14 protein-coding genes are annotated in these 17,431 nt (G+C 61.9%); 11 read left to right on the top strand and 3 right to left on the bottom strand.

Features of this window, described 5'->3' with window-relative positions; genetic code table 11:
- The first annotated feature begins 25 nt into the window (after positions 1–25).
- The 9 genes from DT068_RS16130 (at position 26) to DT068_RS16090 (ending at position 12,102) form a co-directional block, all read left to right on the top strand.
- The gene (locus tag DT068_RS16130) at positions 26–685 is read left to right on the top strand and encodes an amino acid ABC transporter permease (protein ID WP_119390889.1); all 660 of its coding nucleotides are present in this window, start codon (positions 26–28) and stop codon (positions 683–685) included.
- A gap of 11 nt (positions 686–696) precedes the next feature.
- On the top strand, positions 697–1,533 hold the full coding sequence (locus tag DT068_RS16125; protein ID WP_119390888.1) for an amino acid ABC transporter ATP-binding protein: 837 nt from the start codon (positions 697–699) through the stop codon (positions 1,531–1,533).
- 10 nt (positions 1,534–1,543) lie between these two features.
- Positions 1,544–2,983, top strand: coding sequence for an aldehyde dehydrogenase family protein (locus DT068_RS16120; protein ID WP_119390887.1), 1,440 nt, complete (start codon positions 1,544–1,546; stop codon positions 2,981–2,983).
- Between the two features lie 10 nt (positions 2,984–2,993).
- Entirely contained in the window at positions 2,994–4,463 is a 1,470-nt protein-coding gene (locus tag DT068_RS16115) for an aldehyde dehydrogenase family protein (protein ID WP_119390979.1), read from the top strand.
- A 16-nt stretch (positions 4,464–4,479) separates the two neighbouring features.
- Positions 4,480–6,171: a GMC family oxidoreductase gene (locus tag DT068_RS16110; RefSeq protein WP_119390886.1), complete on the top strand. Its 1,692-nt coding sequence runs from the start codon at positions 4,480–4,482 to the stop codon at positions 6,169–6,171.
- Positions 6,172–6,187: 16 nt separating this feature from the next.
- On the top strand, positions 6,188–6,970 hold the full coding sequence (locus DT068_RS16105) for an HpcH/HpaI aldolase family protein (protein ID WP_119390885.1): 783 nt from the start codon (positions 6,188–6,190) through the stop codon (positions 6,968–6,970).
- A 416-nt stretch (positions 6,971–7,386) separates the two neighbouring features.
- Positions 7,387–8,646: an NAD(P)/FAD-dependent oxidoreductase gene (locus DT068_RS16100; RefSeq protein WP_119390884.1), complete on the top strand. Its 1,260-nt coding sequence runs from the start codon at positions 7,387–7,389 to the stop codon at positions 8,644–8,646.
- 76 nt (positions 8,647–8,722) lie between these two features.
- Positions 8,723–9,709 carry a membrane dipeptidase gene (locus DT068_RS16095; protein ID WP_368904761.1) on the top strand — a complete coding sequence of 329 codons (987 nt, stop codon included), beginning with the start codon at positions 8,723–8,725 and terminating at the stop codon, positions 9,707–9,709.
- Positions 9,706–12,102, top strand: a complete 2,397-nt coding sequence (locus tag DT068_RS16090; RefSeq protein ID WP_119390882.1) for a DUF3726 domain-containing protein — start codon at positions 9,706–9,708, stop codon at positions 12,100–12,102. Before DT068_RS16095 ends, DT068_RS16090 begins: the two co-directional genes overlap by 4 nt.
- A gap of 44 nt (positions 12,103–12,146) precedes the next feature.
- Here DT068_RS16090 and DT068_RS16085 read toward each other — a convergent pair whose 3' ends face one another.
- The 3 genes from DT068_RS16085 to DT068_RS16075 form a co-directional block, all read right to left on the bottom strand.
- Positions 12,147–12,962, bottom strand: a complete 816-nt coding sequence (locus DT068_RS16085) for a hypothetical protein (protein WP_119390881.1) — start codon at positions 12,960–12,962, stop codon at positions 12,147–12,149.
- Between the two features lie 71 nt (positions 12,963–13,033).
- Positions 13,034–14,059: a hypothetical protein gene (locus tag DT068_RS16080; protein ID WP_162914231.1), complete on the bottom strand. Its 1,026-nt coding sequence runs from the start codon at positions 14,057–14,059 to the stop codon at positions 13,034–13,036.
- 15 nt (positions 14,060–14,074) lie between these two features.
- Positions 14,075–14,767 (bottom strand): hypothetical protein, encoded by a 693-nt coding sequence (locus DT068_RS16075; protein ID WP_119390879.1) that lies wholly within the window; start codon positions 14,765–14,767, stop codon positions 14,075–14,077.
- A 245-nt stretch (positions 14,768–15,012) separates the two neighbouring features.
- On the opposite strand from DT068_RS16075, the gene hydA reads away from it, so the two are divergent.
- Positions 15,013–16,467 carry a dihydropyrimidinase gene (gene hydA / locus DT068_RS16070; RefSeq protein ID WP_119390878.1) on the top strand — a complete coding sequence of 485 codons (1,455 nt, stop codon included), beginning with the start codon at positions 15,013–15,015 and terminating at the stop codon, positions 16,465–16,467.
- Positions 16,468–16,522: 55 nt separating this feature from the next.
- Positions 16,523–17,428 (top strand): polysaccharide deacetylase family protein, encoded by a 906-nt coding sequence (locus DT068_RS16065; protein ID WP_119390877.1) that lies wholly within the window; start codon positions 16,523–16,525, stop codon positions 17,426–17,428.
- Positions 17,429–17,431: the final 3 nt, after the last annotated feature.

Genomic DNA, 17,431 nt, shown 5'->3' with positions numbered 1-17,431 from the left:
CCGCCAACCGAGAAGAGGCCGTGCCATGACCTTCGACTGGACCGTCGTGACTTCCAACGCCCATCTGCTCTGGCAGGGGTTTCTCATCACGCTCTATTACACGGTCACCACCATCGTCGCCGGACTCCTGATCGGCCTCGTCATCGGCCTCATCCAGCTGAGCCCGTTCCGGCCGCTGGTGTGGCTCGGCCGCCTCTATGTCGAATTCTTCCGCAACATCCCGCTGCTCGTCATCGTCCTGTGGACCTACTATGCCCTGCCGATCTTTCTCGGCGTGAACATCACCAAGGGCTGGGCCGGCTTCCTGGCGCTCAGCTTCTATGTCGGCTCCTTCTATGCCGAGATCCTGCGCGCCGGCGTCCAGTCGATCGATCCGGGCCAGACCGATGCCTCGACCGCGCTCGGCATGTCCTATGGCCAGCGCATGCGCCGCATCATCCTGCCGCAGGCCTTCCGCCGCATGGTGCCGCCGCTCGCCGGCCAGTCGATCATCCAGATGAAGAACACCACGCTCTTGTCGATGATCACCGTGCCCGACCTCCTCTATCAGGGCAGCTATATATCGAGCTTCACCTATCGCCCGATGGAGATCTACACCGCCATCGGCCTGATCTTCGTCGTCGTCCTCGTGCCCTTGACCCTTCTGTCGCGCAAGCTCGAGAAGGCCGGCATGGTGACGAAATGAGGAAAACCGCCATGCACATGCAAGACGCGAAGGAAGTCCTCAAGCTCCGTGACATCTGCCTGCGCTTCGGCAAGGCCGAGGTCTTGCGCGGCGTCGATCTTTCGGTGAAGCAGGGCGAGGTCGTCGTCATCATCGGCGGCTCGGGCTCGGGCAAGACGTCGCTTCTGCGCTGCATCAATCTCCTCAATGTGCCGTCATCGGGCTCGATCGTCATCGACGGTGAGACCTTGTTCGATCTCGACAGGTCCGGGGCCGACAAGGCCGGCCTCAAGCCGGCCCAGGTCAACCGCATCCGCGCCCAGACCGGCATGGTGTTCCAGCAGTTCAATCTCTTCCCGCATATGACGGCGCTGCAGAATGTCATGGAAGCGCCGGTCACGGTGAAGCGGCAGAACCGGCAGGAGGTGGAGAAGCGCGCCCGCGATCTCCTTGCCCAAATGGGCCTCGACCAGCATGTCGACAAGCGCCCGGCGCAGCTCTCGGGCGGCCAGCAGCAGCGCGTCGCCATCGCGCGCGCCCTCGCCATGGATCCCAAGGTGATGCTGTTCGACGAGCCGACCTCGGCGCTCGATCCCGAGCTGGTCGGCGAGGTGCTGAAGGCCATGGTGGCGCTGGCCAGAAGCGGCATGACGATGATGGTCGTCACCCATGAATTGGGTTTCGCGCTCGAGATCGCCGATCGGGTGATCTTCATCGACCAGGGGCTGATCGCGGCGGACGGACCGCCCGAGCAGGTGCTGCTCCACCCCGAGCATCCGCGTCTCAAGCAATTTGTCGGCCGGTTCCACGAGACCGCCGATCTGCTGCGGCCTTTCCTCGAAGGCAAGACCGCCGCCGCCACGCATTAAGGAGTATCGAATGACCGTCTGCAATATCATCGACAACAAGGCCTTGCCGCCAGCCGGCAAGGCGACCTATCGTGCCATCAATCCTTCCGACACGGCCGATGTGATCGCCGACTATGCGTTGTCGAGCATCGATGATGTGAACAAGGCGGTGGCCGCCGCCAACCGCGCGGCGCCCGGCTGGGCCCATGAAACACCGATCGCCCGCGGCGAGATCCTGCGCAAGGCGGCAGGCCTCCTGCGCGAGCGCGTCGAGGCCATCGCCCAGCAGGCAAGCCGCGAGGTCGGCAAGCCGATCGAGGAAGCACGCGGCGAAGCGCTCTATTCGGCCCGCGTCTGGGAGTTCTATGCGGGCGAGGGCACGCGCCTCACCGGCGACAATCTTCCCTCCGGCCGCCCGGGCGTCGTGGCCTATACGCTGCGCAAGCCCTTGGGCGCCGTCGGCCAGATCACGCCGTGGAATTTCCCCATGTCGATCCCGGCCTGGAAGATCGGCCCGGCGCTGATCACCGGCAACACCATCGTATGGAAGCCCTGCCTGCAGGCGCCTTACACCTCGATCGCCATGGCCCAGACGCTTGTCGATGCGGGCCTCCCGGCGGGCGTGCTCAATCTGCTGCATGGCGATGGCTTCGATATCGGCCAGGCGATCGTCGACCATCCGGGCCTTGCCGGCATTTCCTTCACCGGATCGCAGAAAGTGGGCTTTGCCGTCCACCAGGCGGCCTCGGCGCGGCGCGCCAAGGTGCAATGCGAGCTTGGCGGCAAGAACCCGCTGATCGTGCTCGATGATGCCGATCTCGATCTCGCCGTCTTGACCGCGATCGAGGGCGCCTTTCGCAATGCCGGCCAGAAATGCACGGCGACCAGCCGCGTCATCGTGCAGAAGGGCATCAAGGAGGCCTTCACGAAGGCCTTTGTCGAGAAGGCCAGGGCGCTCGCCGTCGGTGACGCGCGTGACGCAAAGACCTTTGTCGGCCCCGTCGTCGATGCCAGGCAATATGAGAAGATCCGCTCTTATATAAAGAGCGGCGCGGAAGAGGGGGCTGAATTGCTGCTGGGGGGCGACAGCGGGCAAAACCGGGCGGGCTATTTCATCGAGCCCACCATCTTCGATCATGTGAAGCCCGAGGCGAAGATCGCCAGAGAGGAGATTTTCGGGCCGGTGGTGGCATTGTTCACGGTGGCGGACCTCGATGAGGCGATCACGCTCGCCAACGACACCGAGCACGGCTTGAGCTCATCGATCTGCACCACGAGCCTCGCCAGCGCGCATCAGTTCCTGAACCGGGCCCAGGCCGGTGTCACCTCGGTAAATCTGCCGACGGCCGGTGTCGAACTCCAGGCGCCCTTCGGTGGCAGCAAGGCCTCCGGCCTCGGCGTCAAGGAGCAGGGCCGGCCGGTCATCGACTTCTATACCGAATTGCGCACGGCCTATCTCAAGGTCGCCTGAGGAATTGATGATGACCCTGACTTTCGATCCAGCCCAACTCGCCATTCCTTCCGGCCATCATATTGGCGGCAAATTCGTTCAGCTCGGCAAGGCCGATATCGATGTATTGCGCCCGTCCGACCATCAGCCGATGGGCGCCATCGAAGACGGCGGCACGGAAGCGGTCGAGCGTGCTGTCGCGGAAGCCCGACGCTCTTTGAAAGAAAGCCGCTGGGCGCGGATTGCGCCGCGCCAGCGCGCCCGCGTTCTGCATCGCTGGGCTGATCTCGTCGATGAGCAGAATGAATATCTCGCCCGCCTCGAAGCCGCGGGTTCGAGCCGGCTCATCTCGCTGACGGCGGTCGGCGATGTGGCGCGCACCGCCGAAGTGATCCGCTTCTTCGCCGAATATTGCGACAAGCTCGAAGGCGATGTGACGGCGACGGAAGAGGGCACGCTGAGCCTCGTCAAAAACGAGCCCTATGGCATTGTCGGCACCATCGTGCCGTGGAATTTCCCGATGATCACCGCGGCGTGGAAATTCGCGCCGGCCCTTGCCGCCGGCAATGCGGTGGTGATGAAGACATCGGAACTGACGCCGCATTCGCTGCTGGCGCTCGCCGATCTCGCGGCAAGGGCGAGCCTGCCGGCGGGGCTGCTCAACATCATCAATGGCCTTGGGTCTACGACCGGCAGCGCCATTGTGCGCCACCCGGATATCCGCAAGATTTCCTTCACCGGCTCGAGCACGACCGGCCTTGCCATCATTCGCGAAGCCGGCATCAAGCCGCTGACCCTCGAACTGGGCGGCAAGAGCCCGCAGCTCGTCTTTGCCGATGCGGGCGATCTCGACAAGGTGTCGGCTCGTATCGCCGCGGCCTTCATCGCCAATGCCGGCCAGGTCTGCACCGCGGGCTCGCGCATTGTGGTCGAGAGGAAGATCGCCGATGAGCTGCTCGACCGGATCGAGCGGCGCTGCAAGGCGGTGAAGCCGGGGCCGACCTGGAATGCCGACACCGATTTCGCGCCGATCATCAGCCGCAGGCAGGCGGACCGCATCGACAGCCTGGTGCGCCAGACGCTCAAGGAAGGGGCATCGCTGCGCACCGGCGGCAGCTTCATGGAGAGCCGCAATGAAGGCGCCTTCTACGCGCCGACCATTCTCGAAGGCGTGAGCGAGGACATGACCGGCTTCAGGGAGGAATTCTTCGGGCCGGTCGCTTCGGTGCATCGCTTCGACGATGCCGAGGAAGGCATGGCACTTGCCGATCATCCGACCTTCGGCCTGGCGGCGAGCGTCCATACCACCGATATAAGCAAGGCGCTTCATGCCGCCGACCGGATCGAGGCCGGCACCGTGTGGGTCAACCATCACGGCCGCGCGCCGGAATTCACCTCACCCGCGGGTGGCTTCAAATCCTCAGGCTACGGCAAGGATATGGGGCGCGCCGGCATCGAGGCCTTCCTGCGCAAGAAGGCGGTCTGGGTCAACTACGCATAAGTGAAGCGGCAGAAGAATGAAATTCGACTATGTCATCGTCGGAGGCGGGTCGGCCGGCGCCGTACTGGCCAATCGCCTTTCGGCCGGAAGCCGCAACAAGGTCGCGGTTTTCGAGGCCGGCCCCGACACGCCGCCCGACGATATTCCCGACATCATTGCCGACAGCTATCCGGGTCTTTCCTATTTCGATCCGCGCTATCACTGGACCGATCTCAAGGTCTATACGCGCTCCCCCAGGCTCAATGAAGGTGCCGCCCGGCCCTCCAAGCTCGAGCAGGCGAAGGTGATGGGCGGCGGCTCCAGCATCAACGGCCAGTTCGCCGTGCGCGGACTGCCCTCGGACTATGACCACTGGCAGTCGCTGGGCGCCGAAGGCTGGAACTATGAGGGCATGCTGCCCTTCCTCAGGAAGCTCGAGCGCGATCTCGATTTCGACGGGCCGATGCACGGCAAGGACGGGCGCATTCCGATCCGCCGGGTCTTCCCGCCGGACTGGGCGGGCTTCACCAAGGCGGTGCTCGCCAGTGTCGAGAAGGACGGGCATGCCTATTTGCCCGATTACAACGGCACATTCGAGGACGGATCCTTTCCCTTGCCGCTCTCCAATGAGAATGACCGGCGCGTCTCGACCGCAATCGGCTATCTCGATGCCGAAACGCGCAAGCGGCCCAATCTCGCGATCTTCGCCAATGCCTTTGTCGAGCGCGTCACCTTCGACGGCCGCAAGGCCACCGGCATCGATGTCGTGCTCGCCGGCAAGCGCCAGCATGTCGAAGCGCGCGAAGTCATCATCTCGTCGGGAGCTCTTCATTCGCCCGCCATGCTGATGCGCTCCGGCGTCGGACCTGCGGGGCATCTGAGGCATCACAATATCGAGGTGGTGGCCGATGTTCCGGGCGTCGGCGAGAACCTCACCGATCATCCCCATATCGCGGTCGCCGCGCATATGAAGCCGGAAGGCCGCCTGCCGCGCCGGCAACGCCGCCACATCTTCCTGGGCGTCCGCTATTCGTCCAACGCCGCCCAGTGTGACAAAGGCGACATGCTCATCATGCCGGTGAACCGTGCCGGCTGGCATCCGCTGGGGCGCAGCATCGCGGCGCTGAATGTCTGCGTGAACCGGTCCTATTCGCAAGGCACGGTGCGCCTGCGCAGCGCCTCAGCTCTGGACGAGCCCGAGATCGACCTCAATCTCGCTTCCGATGCGCGCGACCTCGCCCGTCTCGTCGACGGCTTCAAGCGGCTCTATCGCATCATGGAGTCGCCCGAGGTGCGGCCGCTAATCAACACCTGGTTCCTTGCCGGCTATACCGACGAGGTGCGCGCCATGAGCGTGCGCAAGGCCTCCAACTGGGTGAAGACGGCGACCGCCGCCTTCCTGCTCGATGCGACGCCGGTCACGCGCAACATCGTGCTGCGCCAGAAATTCGGCACCACCGAGAAATTACACCGCATGGTCAAGGACGATGAGGCCATTGCCGACTGGATCAAATCATCCGTCTGGTCGGGTTGGCATGTGTCGGGCACCTGCCGCATGGGTGCTGCTGACGATCCCCTCGCCGTGCTCGATCCGCGCTGTCGGGTGCGGGGCGTCGAGGGCCTGCGCGTCGTCGATGCCTCGGTCATGCCCTCCATGATCAGCGCCAACACCAACATCACCACGATCGCCATTGCCGAGAAGGCCGCCGATCTCATCCTCAATCCCTGATGCAAGGAGACGTCCCATGAGAGAGAACAAGATTAGGAAGATCTGGGCCGGGGGCGGCACCGTCATCAATGGCTGGCTCGCCATCCCGTCCTCCATTTCCGCCGAGCTGATGGCGAAGCAGGGCTGGGACAGCATCTGCATCGACATGCAGCATGGCGCCATCGACTATTCCGACGCGCTGCCCATGCTGCAGGCGATCTCGACCACCGACACGACGCCCTTGATCCGCATCCCGTGGTTCGATCCGGCGATCATCGGCAAGTCGCTCGATGCCGGCGCCTATGGCATCATCTGTCCGATGGTGAACAACCGCGCCGAGGCCCAGGCCTTCGTCGCCGCCTGCCGCTATGCGCCGCAGGGCCTGCGCAGCGTCGGGCCCTTGCGCGCCTCGCTCTATGCCGGCGCCGATTATGTGAAACACGCCAACTCCACCATCATCACCATGGCGATGATCGAATCGGCCGAGGCCGTGAAGAATGTCGAGGACATCCTGACCACGCCGGGTCTCGATTCGATCTATGTCGGTCCCTCGGATCTTGCGGTCAGTATGGGCGAGAATGCCGGCTTCGATCCGCGCTTCCCCAAGGTCTTCGAGGCGATCAGGCATGTCGGCGCCATGGCGAAGAAGCACAAGGTCCCGGCCGGTATCCATGTCGGCTCCGTGCAATATGGAATCGAGATGATCGCCGCCGGCTATGACTTCATCTCATATCTGAGCGACTTCCGCATGCTGCAGACGATCGCATCCAAGGGCCTCGCCGCCCTGCGCGCCGGCAAGCCGGATCCCTCGGTGCCATAGAAGACCGTCACATGCGAAGTCGTCGCGGCTTACATTCCTTCCGTCATCCCGGCGCAAGCCGGGATCCCCTAAATCGGTGCAGTATCGGCAGCGCTGCTCGCGTGGCATCGTTCCAATGGATCCCGGCTTTCGCCGCTATCATATGCACACAATTCGCGGGCGAGCCTTTCACCCTCGCCCCGCTTCAGCGGGGAGAGGGTAGGGGCCCGCCGCGCAGCGGCGGGAAGGGTGAGGGGCCTGCGCGCAACTTTCAGACAGGCCCCTCACCCTCCCATTGCTTTCGCAATGGGGCCCTCCCTCTCCCCGCTGAAGCGGGGCGAGGGCAAGGTCGCAATCCCTTCTACGATATGTGAATCCAATAGCGGCTTTCGCCGGGATGACGGGTTGTGGAATGGTGCAGGACTAGGGCATCGAACATGGTTTCAGCAGATGCGGCCAAGCAAATAACCGTCATCGGCGCCGGCATCATCGGCGTCTGCTCGGCGAACTACCTCTTGCGCGAAGGCTTCGATGTCGAAGTGATCGACCCGGCTCTGCCGGGCTCGGAAGCGCAATGCTCCTATGGCAATGCCGGCGGCATCTGCCCGGGATCGTGCATTCCCAATGCCATGCCGGGATTGATGAAGAACATCCCGAAATGGCTGCTCGATCCCGAGGGCCCTCTTTTCGTGCGCCTGTCCTATCTGCCGCAGGCGCTGCCCTGGCTGCTGCGCTATCTGGCCTCCGCCCGCAAGGAGCGCGTCGTCGAGATCGCCGATGCGATGCGCTCGCTGCATCGGCTCACCTTCGATTGCTACGAGCCTCTGGTGAAAGAGGCCGGTTGCGAGGATCTGATCGCCAGGCGCGGCCAGCTCTTCGTCTATGAGGATCCGCAAGGCCCGGAGAAAAGCGCCTTCAGCCTGGGGCTGCGGCGCGAGCGCGGGGTCAATTTCCAAGTGCTGAACAAGGATGAGCTGCGCCAGCTCGAGCCGGCTTTGGCGCCCATCTATCAGCGCGCCGTGTATTTGCCGGATCAGGGCCAGGCGAAGAATCCGGGCCGCCTGGTGGCGAGCCTCGCCGAGCATGCGGCGCGCCAGGGCGTGCGCTTCATCAGGGCGAGGGTCGAAGGCTTCGAGCTTGGAGCCCATGGACCGGTCGCGGTCCTCACCGATCAGGGGCGCCGCCCGGTGGAGCGCGTCGTTCTCGCGGCCGGCGCCTGGTCGGGCGCGCTCGCGAGGAAGCTCGGGACAGATGTGCCGCTCGACACCGAGCGCGGCTATCATGTCATGGTCAAGGGCGCCGATGTGGGGTTGCGCATCCAGACCCTGTCGGCCGAGCGCAAATTCGTTGCCTCGCCGATGGAAGAGGGCTTGCGCCTCGCCGGCACCGTCGAGATTGCCGGCCTCGAGGCCCCGCCCAACTATGCGCGGGCGGATATCCTTCTACGTCAGGGCCGGCAGATGTTCCCGCAATTGCATGGGGGAGAGGTCAAGCGCTGGATGGGTCATCGCCCCGGCACGCCCGACAGCATTCCGGTGATCGATGTTTCGCGCCGCCACCCCAATGTGCTCTTCGCCTTCGGTCACGGCCATCAGGGCCTGATCGCCGGATCGGTGACGGGCAAGCTCATTTCCGAGCTCGCGGCGGGCAGGCCGACCAGTATCGATCTGAGGCCCTTCCGCGCCGATCGCTTCTGACGGTCGCTTCGCCGGTTTGATTTTTCCGATCTTGCTGTAGATTGCCTCCAGACGGATCAGGGCTGGGATGGGAAAAGTGCGCCGCAGCGTCGTCATCGACGGCCTCCAATATTGCAACTACTCGGAAGCCATCTTCCGCGATCTCAGAGCGGGTGGCGTCGACGCCATTCATGTGACGATCGCCTATCACGAGGATTTTCGCGAGACCGTCGCCAATATCGTGCGCTGGAACGGGCTGTTCGCCGCGCATACGGATCTGATCTTTCACGCGAGGGCCGGCGAGGATGTCAGGCGCGCTGCGGCGGAAGGGCGTATTGCCGTCTTCTTCGGCCTGCAGAATTGTTCGCCGATCGAGGACGACATCGGACTGGTGGAAGTCTGCCATGCGCTCGGCGTGCGCTTCATGCAGCTTTCCTACAATAACCAGAGTCTCCTGGCCTCGGGCTGCTATGAAAGGGTGGATGCCGGGATTACGCGCATGGGGCGCGAGGTCATTGCCGAGATGAATCGTCTCGGCATGGTCATCGACATGTCGCATTCGGGACCACGCTCGACACTTGAGGCGATCGAGCTGTCAAGCCGGCCCATCGCCGTGACGCATGCCAACCCGCATCGCTGGCATCCGGTGGTGCGCAACAAGCCGGATGATGTGCTGAAGGCGCTGGCCGGCACGGGTGGCATGCTGGGCTTCAGCCTCTATCCGCATCATTTGAAGGATGGCAGCGCCTGCACGCTGGCGGAGTTCTGCGCCATGGTGGCGCGGACCGCCGAACTGACGGGTGTCGGAAACCTGGGGCTCGGATCGGATCTGTGCCAGAACCAGCCGGACGCGGTCGTCCAGTGGATGCGCCGTGGCAGCTGGACGAAAGAGCCGGCCGATCCCGGCAATCCGGTCGTCTTCCCGCCGCAGCCCGACTGGTTCCGCAGCAACAGGGATTTCCCGACGATCGCCGAGGGGCTCGGCAAGGTCGGTTTCGCCAAGGCCGAGGTCGATGCGATCATGGGCGGGAACTGGCTGCGCTTCTTCGACCTGTCCTTCTCCACGCAAGAGCCGGGCAAGTGAGCAGGGCTGCCGGCTTGCGCCCGCCCGATCAGGTCCTTCGCCTGGCGAGGATGGGCAGCTTCCATCAGACCCGCCTCAGCTTCATGCGCGTGCTGCTGCGGCGCCTGGTGCGCAAGCAGTGGCGGATCGAGCGGGTCTTGTGGGAAATCGATGCCAAGGGCGAAGGCGTCGCCGTCTATGAAGTCCAGGGCGAAGGATGGGTATATTCCCTGGTCGCCTTCGGCCATGATCTCGATCCGGCAAAGCGCACCGACCGGGTGATTGCCGAGGAATGGGATGCGACCTTTGTCCTGCATGACGGCGCCGTGACGCGGGCCGACATCGAGCGTCTGTCGCGCAATGTCCCGCGCCAGGAGGCCGGCCGTTGCAGCGCGAGCGAGCTCGTCATGGCGCGCGCCAACCGCAGCGTCCGGTTGTTCGACCATGTCGTGTCGCGATTGGCGGATGGCCGGCAACCCGCCGCCGCCGATCTCGATGCCGTGGGCTATCTGATGCGCACGACGGCAGTCTATGGCAGCGGCAAGTTCGGTCTGGCCGACCGCGAAAGGATCGCCCGCCGGCCGGGCCTTTCGGGTCCCTTCGCGGCTGAGATGCTGACCGTCTGGCTGATCCGCGCCTTCACCGCCGATCTGGTCGAGCATCTGGCCGCGCTTCGATCGCCCGACAAGGCGGTTCGCCTCAATCGTGCTCTGCGCCGGCGGTTGGGTGTCGGCAATTCGACCGGGCTCGGCATGGCGCCCTTCGTCGTCAATCATCCCGGGTTGTTTCATCGCTGGATAGAGGCGCGCGAGACGGCATTGAGCCGTGTGCTGGCCATCGAGCATGCCGGTGCCTTGGAAATCGCGGTATTCCGCGACAGGCTAGGCCGGGCACGGCGTCAAATGAGCGAGTGGCGGACCGACGATGCCGTGCAAGGCGAGCGAATAGGGGCGCTTCTGCTCGATCTCGACCGCCTTGTGGTCGAGGTCGGCAGGACTGACCTTGGCGCATCGGGCGCATGGAGGAGCCTGCTCGCCTTCGCCGAAGCGCAGCTTGGCCTGGAGGCGCAGGAACTCCTCGTGACCTTGCTGCTCGAACCCTATGGTGCGCTGATCGATGATCTGAGCGAAATGATGGCCGGGGACGAGGCACCCGATGCCGCGATCGATGGCGCGGCGGCGCTTTCGCAATTGCGCGCTCAGATAGAGGCCGCCTATGGCTTTGCCCTTACGATCGATTTCACCGCGCCCGAGGCGCAAGCGCGCTTCTGGTACGTATCGGAGGAAAAACTCGAGCCGCGGCTTGGCGAGCGCTGGCAGGAGCCGGGAGCCGAGCGCGAGTTGCCGCTGACGATCGCCCGCGATGTGGCGCAGCTTCATCGCGTGATCGCTGATCTTCCCTCCGGCATGACTGTTGCGGCGTTTCTGGCGGCGCATCCGGAATTTCGCCATGCCGTCCGGCGTGTGCAGTTGACGGCGCGCCGGCGCTACGCCGAGGTGAGAGACAATCTCACCAGCGCCGAACTGCGCCCGATCGATATCCTGCGCTGCAAGCTGTCTTTCTTCGGCGCCACGGATTTCGATCCGCGCTCCGATCGCTGGGTGAGGGTGGCGCTGTACCGTTATGCGCCATTCCCCGACGAATTGAGTGAGATCGCGCCCGATGACTGGGCCATTCCCCCGCTCGATCGTCGGTATGAGAATGAGAGAGAAAGAAGTAACGCTTCGCCGGGGATCGCTCAGTCGAAACGAGCAGAACCCGAAGGCTATTCTCTCAATGAAATCGACGCCGAACTGCGCAAGGCGGCGCGCGGCGCGGGCCTCAGCTGGGGATTAGCTGAAGATGTCGGGCGGATGGCGCGACGAGTGGCACAATCGACACCGGAGCATCTCGGCCGGCTGGTGGATTCCCTTGAAGCGCTTCACGAGGCCGATCACTCGGTGCACATCATCTCCGATCCCACAGGCATCCGGTCGTTGGAGGCTCTTCCGCTCAGCCCGCTTGTACTTGGTCCGGCGATCGCCGATCGGATCAAGGATATTGCGGAAGGCACGCTGCACATCGCTTCGCCGATAGCGATGCCAGATCTGCTCGCTCCCACACTGACGTGCATCGCGGTAAGTCTGCAGTGCCGTCTCCGACTACGCATGGAGGAGCGTGAGATCACGATCGGCAGTGATGCGGCATATGTGATGGCCACGCTCGGTGAGCATGAGATGGAACGTGGTATGACGATATCTGCGCTGCCTGCACCGGATATGCTCGAATCGGCGCCTGTAATGCAGAGCGGCGGCGTTGCAATTGCCGATGAGCTGTGGCAAAGATTCGATGCCCTGGCGATCCTCACCTATGTTCCGGCATCGGAGCACTCCCGTCTCGCCGGCGCGGGCGCAGGTCTCAGCGACAATGATTGATCGTTAACGCTGGCAGCAATGCAATGTGGCAGGATGCGCTGGAATCAATTCAAGACGATGTTTATTGTTTCCGGCGTGGTCTTGACACCCAGATAATTTTCTGTCGGCGCGCCTATCCGATGCTGATACTGTCGCCAAAGGGTGATCGCGGTTCCATCGTCCATCGTCGTTGGTTGATCTTCGGGCAGGAAATGCCCCGAGAGGAGCTTCTTCGTCGACAGCTCATCGCGGATACGTTCGCCGGTTGACCCGCCGAACTCAACTGCGCCCTCTATTGCTCCACGGTCAATCAGGCTTTTGATAAATGCGCAGAGGGCAATTTCGGTGAGTCCCTTTTGCTCCAATTCCTCCTCTCTGATCTGCTTTATTTCATTGTTATTGATCCCAATCGTGTATTTCAGGAGTATTCTGTCGGCGGGGACTTCAATGGCAAGCGCGCCCTTCAGGATGGACTTGTCTGCCCAACTGTTGCGCAAGCGCTCCAATACCGGAAGATAGTCGGCTGCGCCCTTATCCAAGGTCGCGGAGAGTATCAGCTTTGGATATGGAATCTGGGAAAGGACGTGGATACGGACGGAATGCCCGGGAACACCGCTGGCAAAGGGATCCTTGAACTGATATCCGGAGATCTCGATCGGGGCGACGACGCTTTTGGGAAATTGGGCAACGAGAGCCGCCTTCTTCAACTCCGAAATGCCGATCTCGATAGTGCCTTGAAGAATATGCTTGACGTTTCCGATCTCCTGTTCGCCCAGCTGCGAGCTCATGAATGCTGGGACATAGAATACGGATCGTTTATGCACGTCCTCAAAGATTTGGAGGTCATCAAAGGTGCTTGCATAGTTCGTTGCCGGGCGCATTGTATTACTCCTCCTTTCGCCGCGCGCGGTGTCGCCCGGGTGGCTGAGACGACACCGCAAAGTGATGATGTTCAGGATCGGGCGGTTCGTGCAGTTTCTTTCTTTTTCGGATCTAAAAGCGGCTTCTCATACTGTTGGTGCGTATCCGGAGAATCGAGATCGTTGATGAAGTGCTTTGCCTTGTCGAAATTGACAAAATATTCGTCCGGGATATCACGGACATATGCCGCCATTCCGAGTTCCTTTTCCTCGTAGTCGTTATATTCGCCAGTCCAGGTCTCGGTCTTGTCCTCTTCGATTTTGCTGTAGTTCACGCTCAGGCAGAGAGCGGACCCTGTAGGATGACCCGGCATGGGATTCTCCTGAAGTGTCGGCACAAAGAGGCGGCCGGCGATCTTTTCGGCAAGGCTTGTCACCTTTTCTCGTTCTGACGGGGTCCCGCCATCCACAGTGATCGATATCGTTCCGTTTTGGATGAGTTTCTGTGTTTCATAAGAGAGGTTTGCGCTGACGAACCAGTATTTGATGCTCACCTGGGCGCGAAAATGCTCCAAAACACGGTGCCAGTTCGCGACGATCTTGAATTTGAAGACCGTGCGCTTTGTAAGAACCTTGTACATGATGGATCCGGCCCATCCCACGCCCCCGCTTTTCATGAGCTTGGAGAGTTCAGGCTCAAGCGATTCGTCGACTGTGAAGGAGGCCGCCAGATCGGTGTACAGATTGCCGCCGTTCAATTGGCATTTGATGGAGCGATAGATACCATCGGTGATCGGATGCAGGGAGGGTGTGGCGACTGATGGATTAACGGGTTGAAGTGCTACAGGACCGCCATACTGCGCTTCGAGCTCGCTCTTGACCGCGGCAAGCTCCGCTGAAGGATAGACGCCGCGCACGCCGAAATTGTACAGGGAAAATCCGTCATTGGGGTCATTCGGATTCTTTTCGAAAAACACGGCGCCGAATGCGAGCTTGCCGTCGTTTCGCTTCGAAATTTCAGCGAACTGCGGGATATAGTAGAATAGGCGAGGGTCATCCGAATCTTTGTATACGGTCATATAGTTTGTTGCACGAGCAACTTCATGAAAGAGAAGCATTCCTACCTCCTGTGGTTAGAGTCCCTGTGACGAAAGTCCGATATTTCCCAACGTAATCGGGATGGTTAGCGTCCGATATTCGATAGTTCCCGAGCTGTTCTGGACTCTCAGTCGAACAGCCGCTACCGCATCGAACTTCAGAAAGAGAGCGTTCTTCAGCGTACGGACATTCCGGCGCGCGGAAGATTGAATGATGGTCATCAGCATGGGATTGTTTCTGAACGAAAGCCGGTATGACTTGGCGAAATTGAATTTGACGACCAAGTGGTCGTTCGGGTCGCTGATTAGCGAGACGTCGACGATCTCGAAGGGATATAGGGACACTTTCGTGGTGCTTATGGCTGCAGTTTTGGCGAAGCGCGAGACGCACAAATCGAGGAGTTCCCGATCAACTCCATGGACCAGAACGACGACAATATGGTCTTGACGCTCGCTTTCGAGAGCGGCACCGAGAAGAGAGTCGGGCGAACTGGGAATTCGCGAGAGCTTTGTAGGCAGTGCATAGAACTGCGCGCTGGAGATATCTTTGTATATCGAGCAGTCGGCATCGCTGTACGATGCCGTATCGGCGAGGATCGGCGGTTCGGGTTCGACGGGTATCGCTTCGGGCGACGTAACCCGAAATGACTGATGCGCGAGGCCGATCGACGGCACCATGCCTTGAAAAAGTACGGTGGCCGCAAAAAGTGAAATGCCCAGTCTGTTCATCTATTCCCTCCGTCCGTCTGAGGCGCGGTGTGGCGTGTGTTGTTTGATGGACTAGCTGGGACGGCGTGACTTGGCCGTGACACGGAAAAATGGAGCTTTTGCTACAGGCGTGCCGACTCTCCTCACCGCATTTATCCGCAAGTCGCGAGGCAGGCCTGCGTTAGCGGCACGGCGGAAATCTGCTTGACCAGAGCCTGTCAGCGGCAAATGATCCCGGAAAAGCCGTTTCAGGGAGCTTCGCGTTCATGTCTACCGTCATCAAGGGCGGCACGGTCGTTGCCGCCGACCGCAGCTACAAAGCCGATATCCTGATCGAAGGCGAGAAGATCGCCGGCATCGGCGGCAATCTCAAGGGCGACAAGACTGTCGATGCCGAAGGCGCCTATATCATGCCGGGCGGCATCGATCCCCATACGCATCTCGAAATGCCCTTCATGGGGACCACGACGGCGGAGACCTGGGAAAGCGGCACGCTTGCCGCGCTCTCCGGCGGCACCACGCTCGTTGTCGACTTCGTCATCCCGGGCAAGGAGGGCATGCTGGCGGCGCTCGATCAGTGGGAAGGGCGCGCCGCGCGCCAGGCGGCTTCCGACTATTCCTTCCATATGTGCGTCACCGGCTGGTCGAAAGATCACTTCGACGAGATGGCCAAGGTGGTCGGGCGCGGCGTCAACACCTTCAAGCATTTCATGGCCTATAAGGGCGCGCTGATGGTGAATGACGACGAGATGTACGCGTCCTTCTCGCGCTGCGCCGAGCTTGGCGCCCTGCCATTGGTGCATGCCGAGAATGGCGATGTGATCGCGGCATTGCAGCAGAAATACCTGGCGCTCGGCATATCGGGCCCGGAGGCGCATGCCTATTCGCGCCCGCCGGAGGTCGAAGGCGAGGCGACCAACCGCGCCATCATGATCGCCGATGCGGCGGGCGTGCCGGTCTATATCGTCCACACCTCCTCGGAGCAGGCGCATGAGGCGATCAGGCGGGCGCGGCAGAAAGGCATGCGCGTCTATGGCGAGCCTCTGGTGCAGCATCTCACCCTCGATGAGACCGAATATTTCAACAAGGAATGGAACCATGCGGCGCGCCGCGTGATGAGCCCGCCTTTCCGCGGCAAGTCGCATCAGGACAGCCTGTGGGCCGGGCTGGCCGCAGGCTCGCTGCAGGTCGTGGCGACCGATCATTGCGCTTTCACCACCGCGCAGAAGCAGTTCGGCGTGAAGGACTTCACCAAGATCCCCAATGGCACCGGCGGTCTCGAGGACCGCTTGTCCGTCCTGTGGACCAAGGGTGTCCTGACCGGCCGGCTGACCGAGAATGAATTCGTGGCCGTCACCTCGACCAACATCGCCCGGATCCTCAATATCTACCCGCAGAAGGGAGCGCTCCTGCCGGGCTCGGATGCCGATATCGTTGTCTTCGACCCCAAAGCGAGCAAAACGATCACGGCGGCGACGCAGAAATCGATCATTGACTACAATGTCTTTGAAGGCGTGAAGGTCTCGGGGCTTCCCCGCTATACGCTGTCGCGCGGCGAGGTCGTGTGGGGCGATGGCAGCAATGTGCCGCGCGCCGGACGCGGCAAATTTGTGCGCCGTGAGCCATTCCCGGCCGTCAACAAAGCGCTGACTGTGTGGAAGGAGCTGACCGCGCCGCGAAAGATATCGCGCTCGGCCGAGCATATGCCCATTGGCGTCTGAAAACGTGGCAGCTATGCTTCCCTGACGCCGGCAACGAAACCATAGGGAGGCCGACATGGCCAAGAAGGAAATCAAATGCACATTCGGCACCGACATCGACTCGGTGGCGGGCTGGATCGGATCCTATGGCGGCGCTGATTCTCCCTCCGACATCCAGCGCGGCATCTTCGCCAGCGAGGTCGGCGTTCCGCGCCTGCTGCGCCTGTTCAAGAAATATGGCCTGAAGACCAGCTTCTTCATTCCCGGCCACTCGATCGAGACCTTCCCGAAGCAGATGGAGCAGATCGTGAAGGACGGCCATGAGATCGGCGCCCATGGCTATCTGCACGAGAATCCCATCGCCATGACGCCGTCCCAGGAAGAGGATGTCCTCGTCCATTGCGTCGACATCATCAAGAATCTCAGCGGCAGGAAGCCCAAGGGCTATGTGGCGCCCTGGTGGGAGATGTCGGCCTCGACCGCGGCCCTCCTGCAGAAGCACGGCTTCACCTATGACCACAGCCAGGGCTATCGCGATTTCCAGCCCTTCTATGCCCGCGTCGGCGACAAATGGAATGTCATCGACTATTCCAAGACCGCCGGGGAATGGATGCGTCCCCTGAAGCACGGCAAGGAGATCGATCTCGTCGAGATCGGCGCCAACTGGTATGTCGACGACCTGCCGCCCATGATGTTCATGAAGAAGGCGCCGAACAGCCATGGCTTCGTCAATCCGCGCGATATCGAGGAGATGTGGCGCGACCAGTTCGACTGGGTCTATCGCGAGATGGATTACGCGGTCTTCGCCTTCACCATCCATCCCGATGTCAGCGGCCGGCCGCAGGTGCTGTTGGCGCTCGAACGCCTGATCGAATACATCAGCAGGCACAGCGGCGTCGAATGGCAGACCTTCGAGGAGATCTGCGATGATTTCCGCAAGCGCTATCCATTCAGTGGAAAAGCGCGCCCGCCTGTCATCTAGGGT

This window comes from Taklimakanibacter lacteus, assembly GCA_003576695.1.
Classification (GTDB): Bacteria; Pseudomonadota; Alphaproteobacteria; order Rhizobiales; family Aestuariivirgaceae; genus Taklimakanibacter; species Taklimakanibacter lacteus.
The sequence above is the reverse complement of the archived record's forward strand: the minus strand, read 5'-3'. Positions and strand labels throughout refer to the sequence as shown.

Bases quoted from the DNA above. Each gene is read 5' to 3' on its own strand.
- DT068_RS16065 (WP_119390877.1), top strand. From the start codon at position 16,523: ATGGCCAAGAAGGAAATCAAATGCACATTCGGCACCGACATCGACTCG.
- hydA (WP_119390878.1), top strand. From the start codon at position 15,013: ATGTCTACCGTCATCAAGGGCGGCACGGTCGTTGCCGCCGACCGCAGC.
- DT068_RS16080 (WP_162914231.1), bottom strand. From the start codon at position 14,059: ATGCTTCTCTTTCATGAAGTTGCTCGTGCAACAAACTATATGACCGTA.
- DT068_RS16115 (WP_119390979.1), top strand. From the start codon at position 2,994: ATGACCCTGACTTTCGATCCAGCCCAACTCGCCATTCCTTCCGGCCAT.
- DT068_RS16100 (WP_119390884.1), top strand. From the start codon at position 7,387: ATGGTTTCAGCAGATGCGGCCAAGCAAATAACCGTCATCGGCGCCGGC.
- DT068_RS16130 (WP_119390889.1), top strand. From the start codon at position 26: ATGACCTTCGACTGGACCGTCGTGACTTCCAACGCCCATCTGCTCTGG.
- DT068_RS16085 (WP_119390881.1), bottom strand. From the start codon at position 12,962: ATGCGCCCGGCAACGAACTATGCAAGCACCTTTGATGACCTCCAAATC.
- DT068_RS16075 (WP_119390879.1), bottom strand. From the start codon at position 14,767: ATGAACAGACTGGGCATTTCACTTTTTGCGGCCACCGTACTTTTTCAA.
- DT068_RS16110 (WP_119390886.1), top strand. From the start codon at position 4,480: ATGAAATTCGACTATGTCATCGTCGGAGGCGGGTCGGCCGGCGCCGTA.
- DT068_RS16120 (WP_119390887.1), top strand. From the start codon at position 1,544: ATGACCGTCTGCAATATCATCGACAACAAGGCCTTGCCGCCAGCCGGC.
- DT068_RS16105 (WP_119390885.1), top strand. From the start codon at position 6,188: ATGAGAGAGAACAAGATTAGGAAGATCTGGGCCGGGGGCGGCACCGTC.
- DT068_RS16125 (WP_119390888.1), top strand. From the start codon at position 697: ATGCACATGCAAGACGCGAAGGAAGTCCTCAAGCTCCGTGACATCTGC.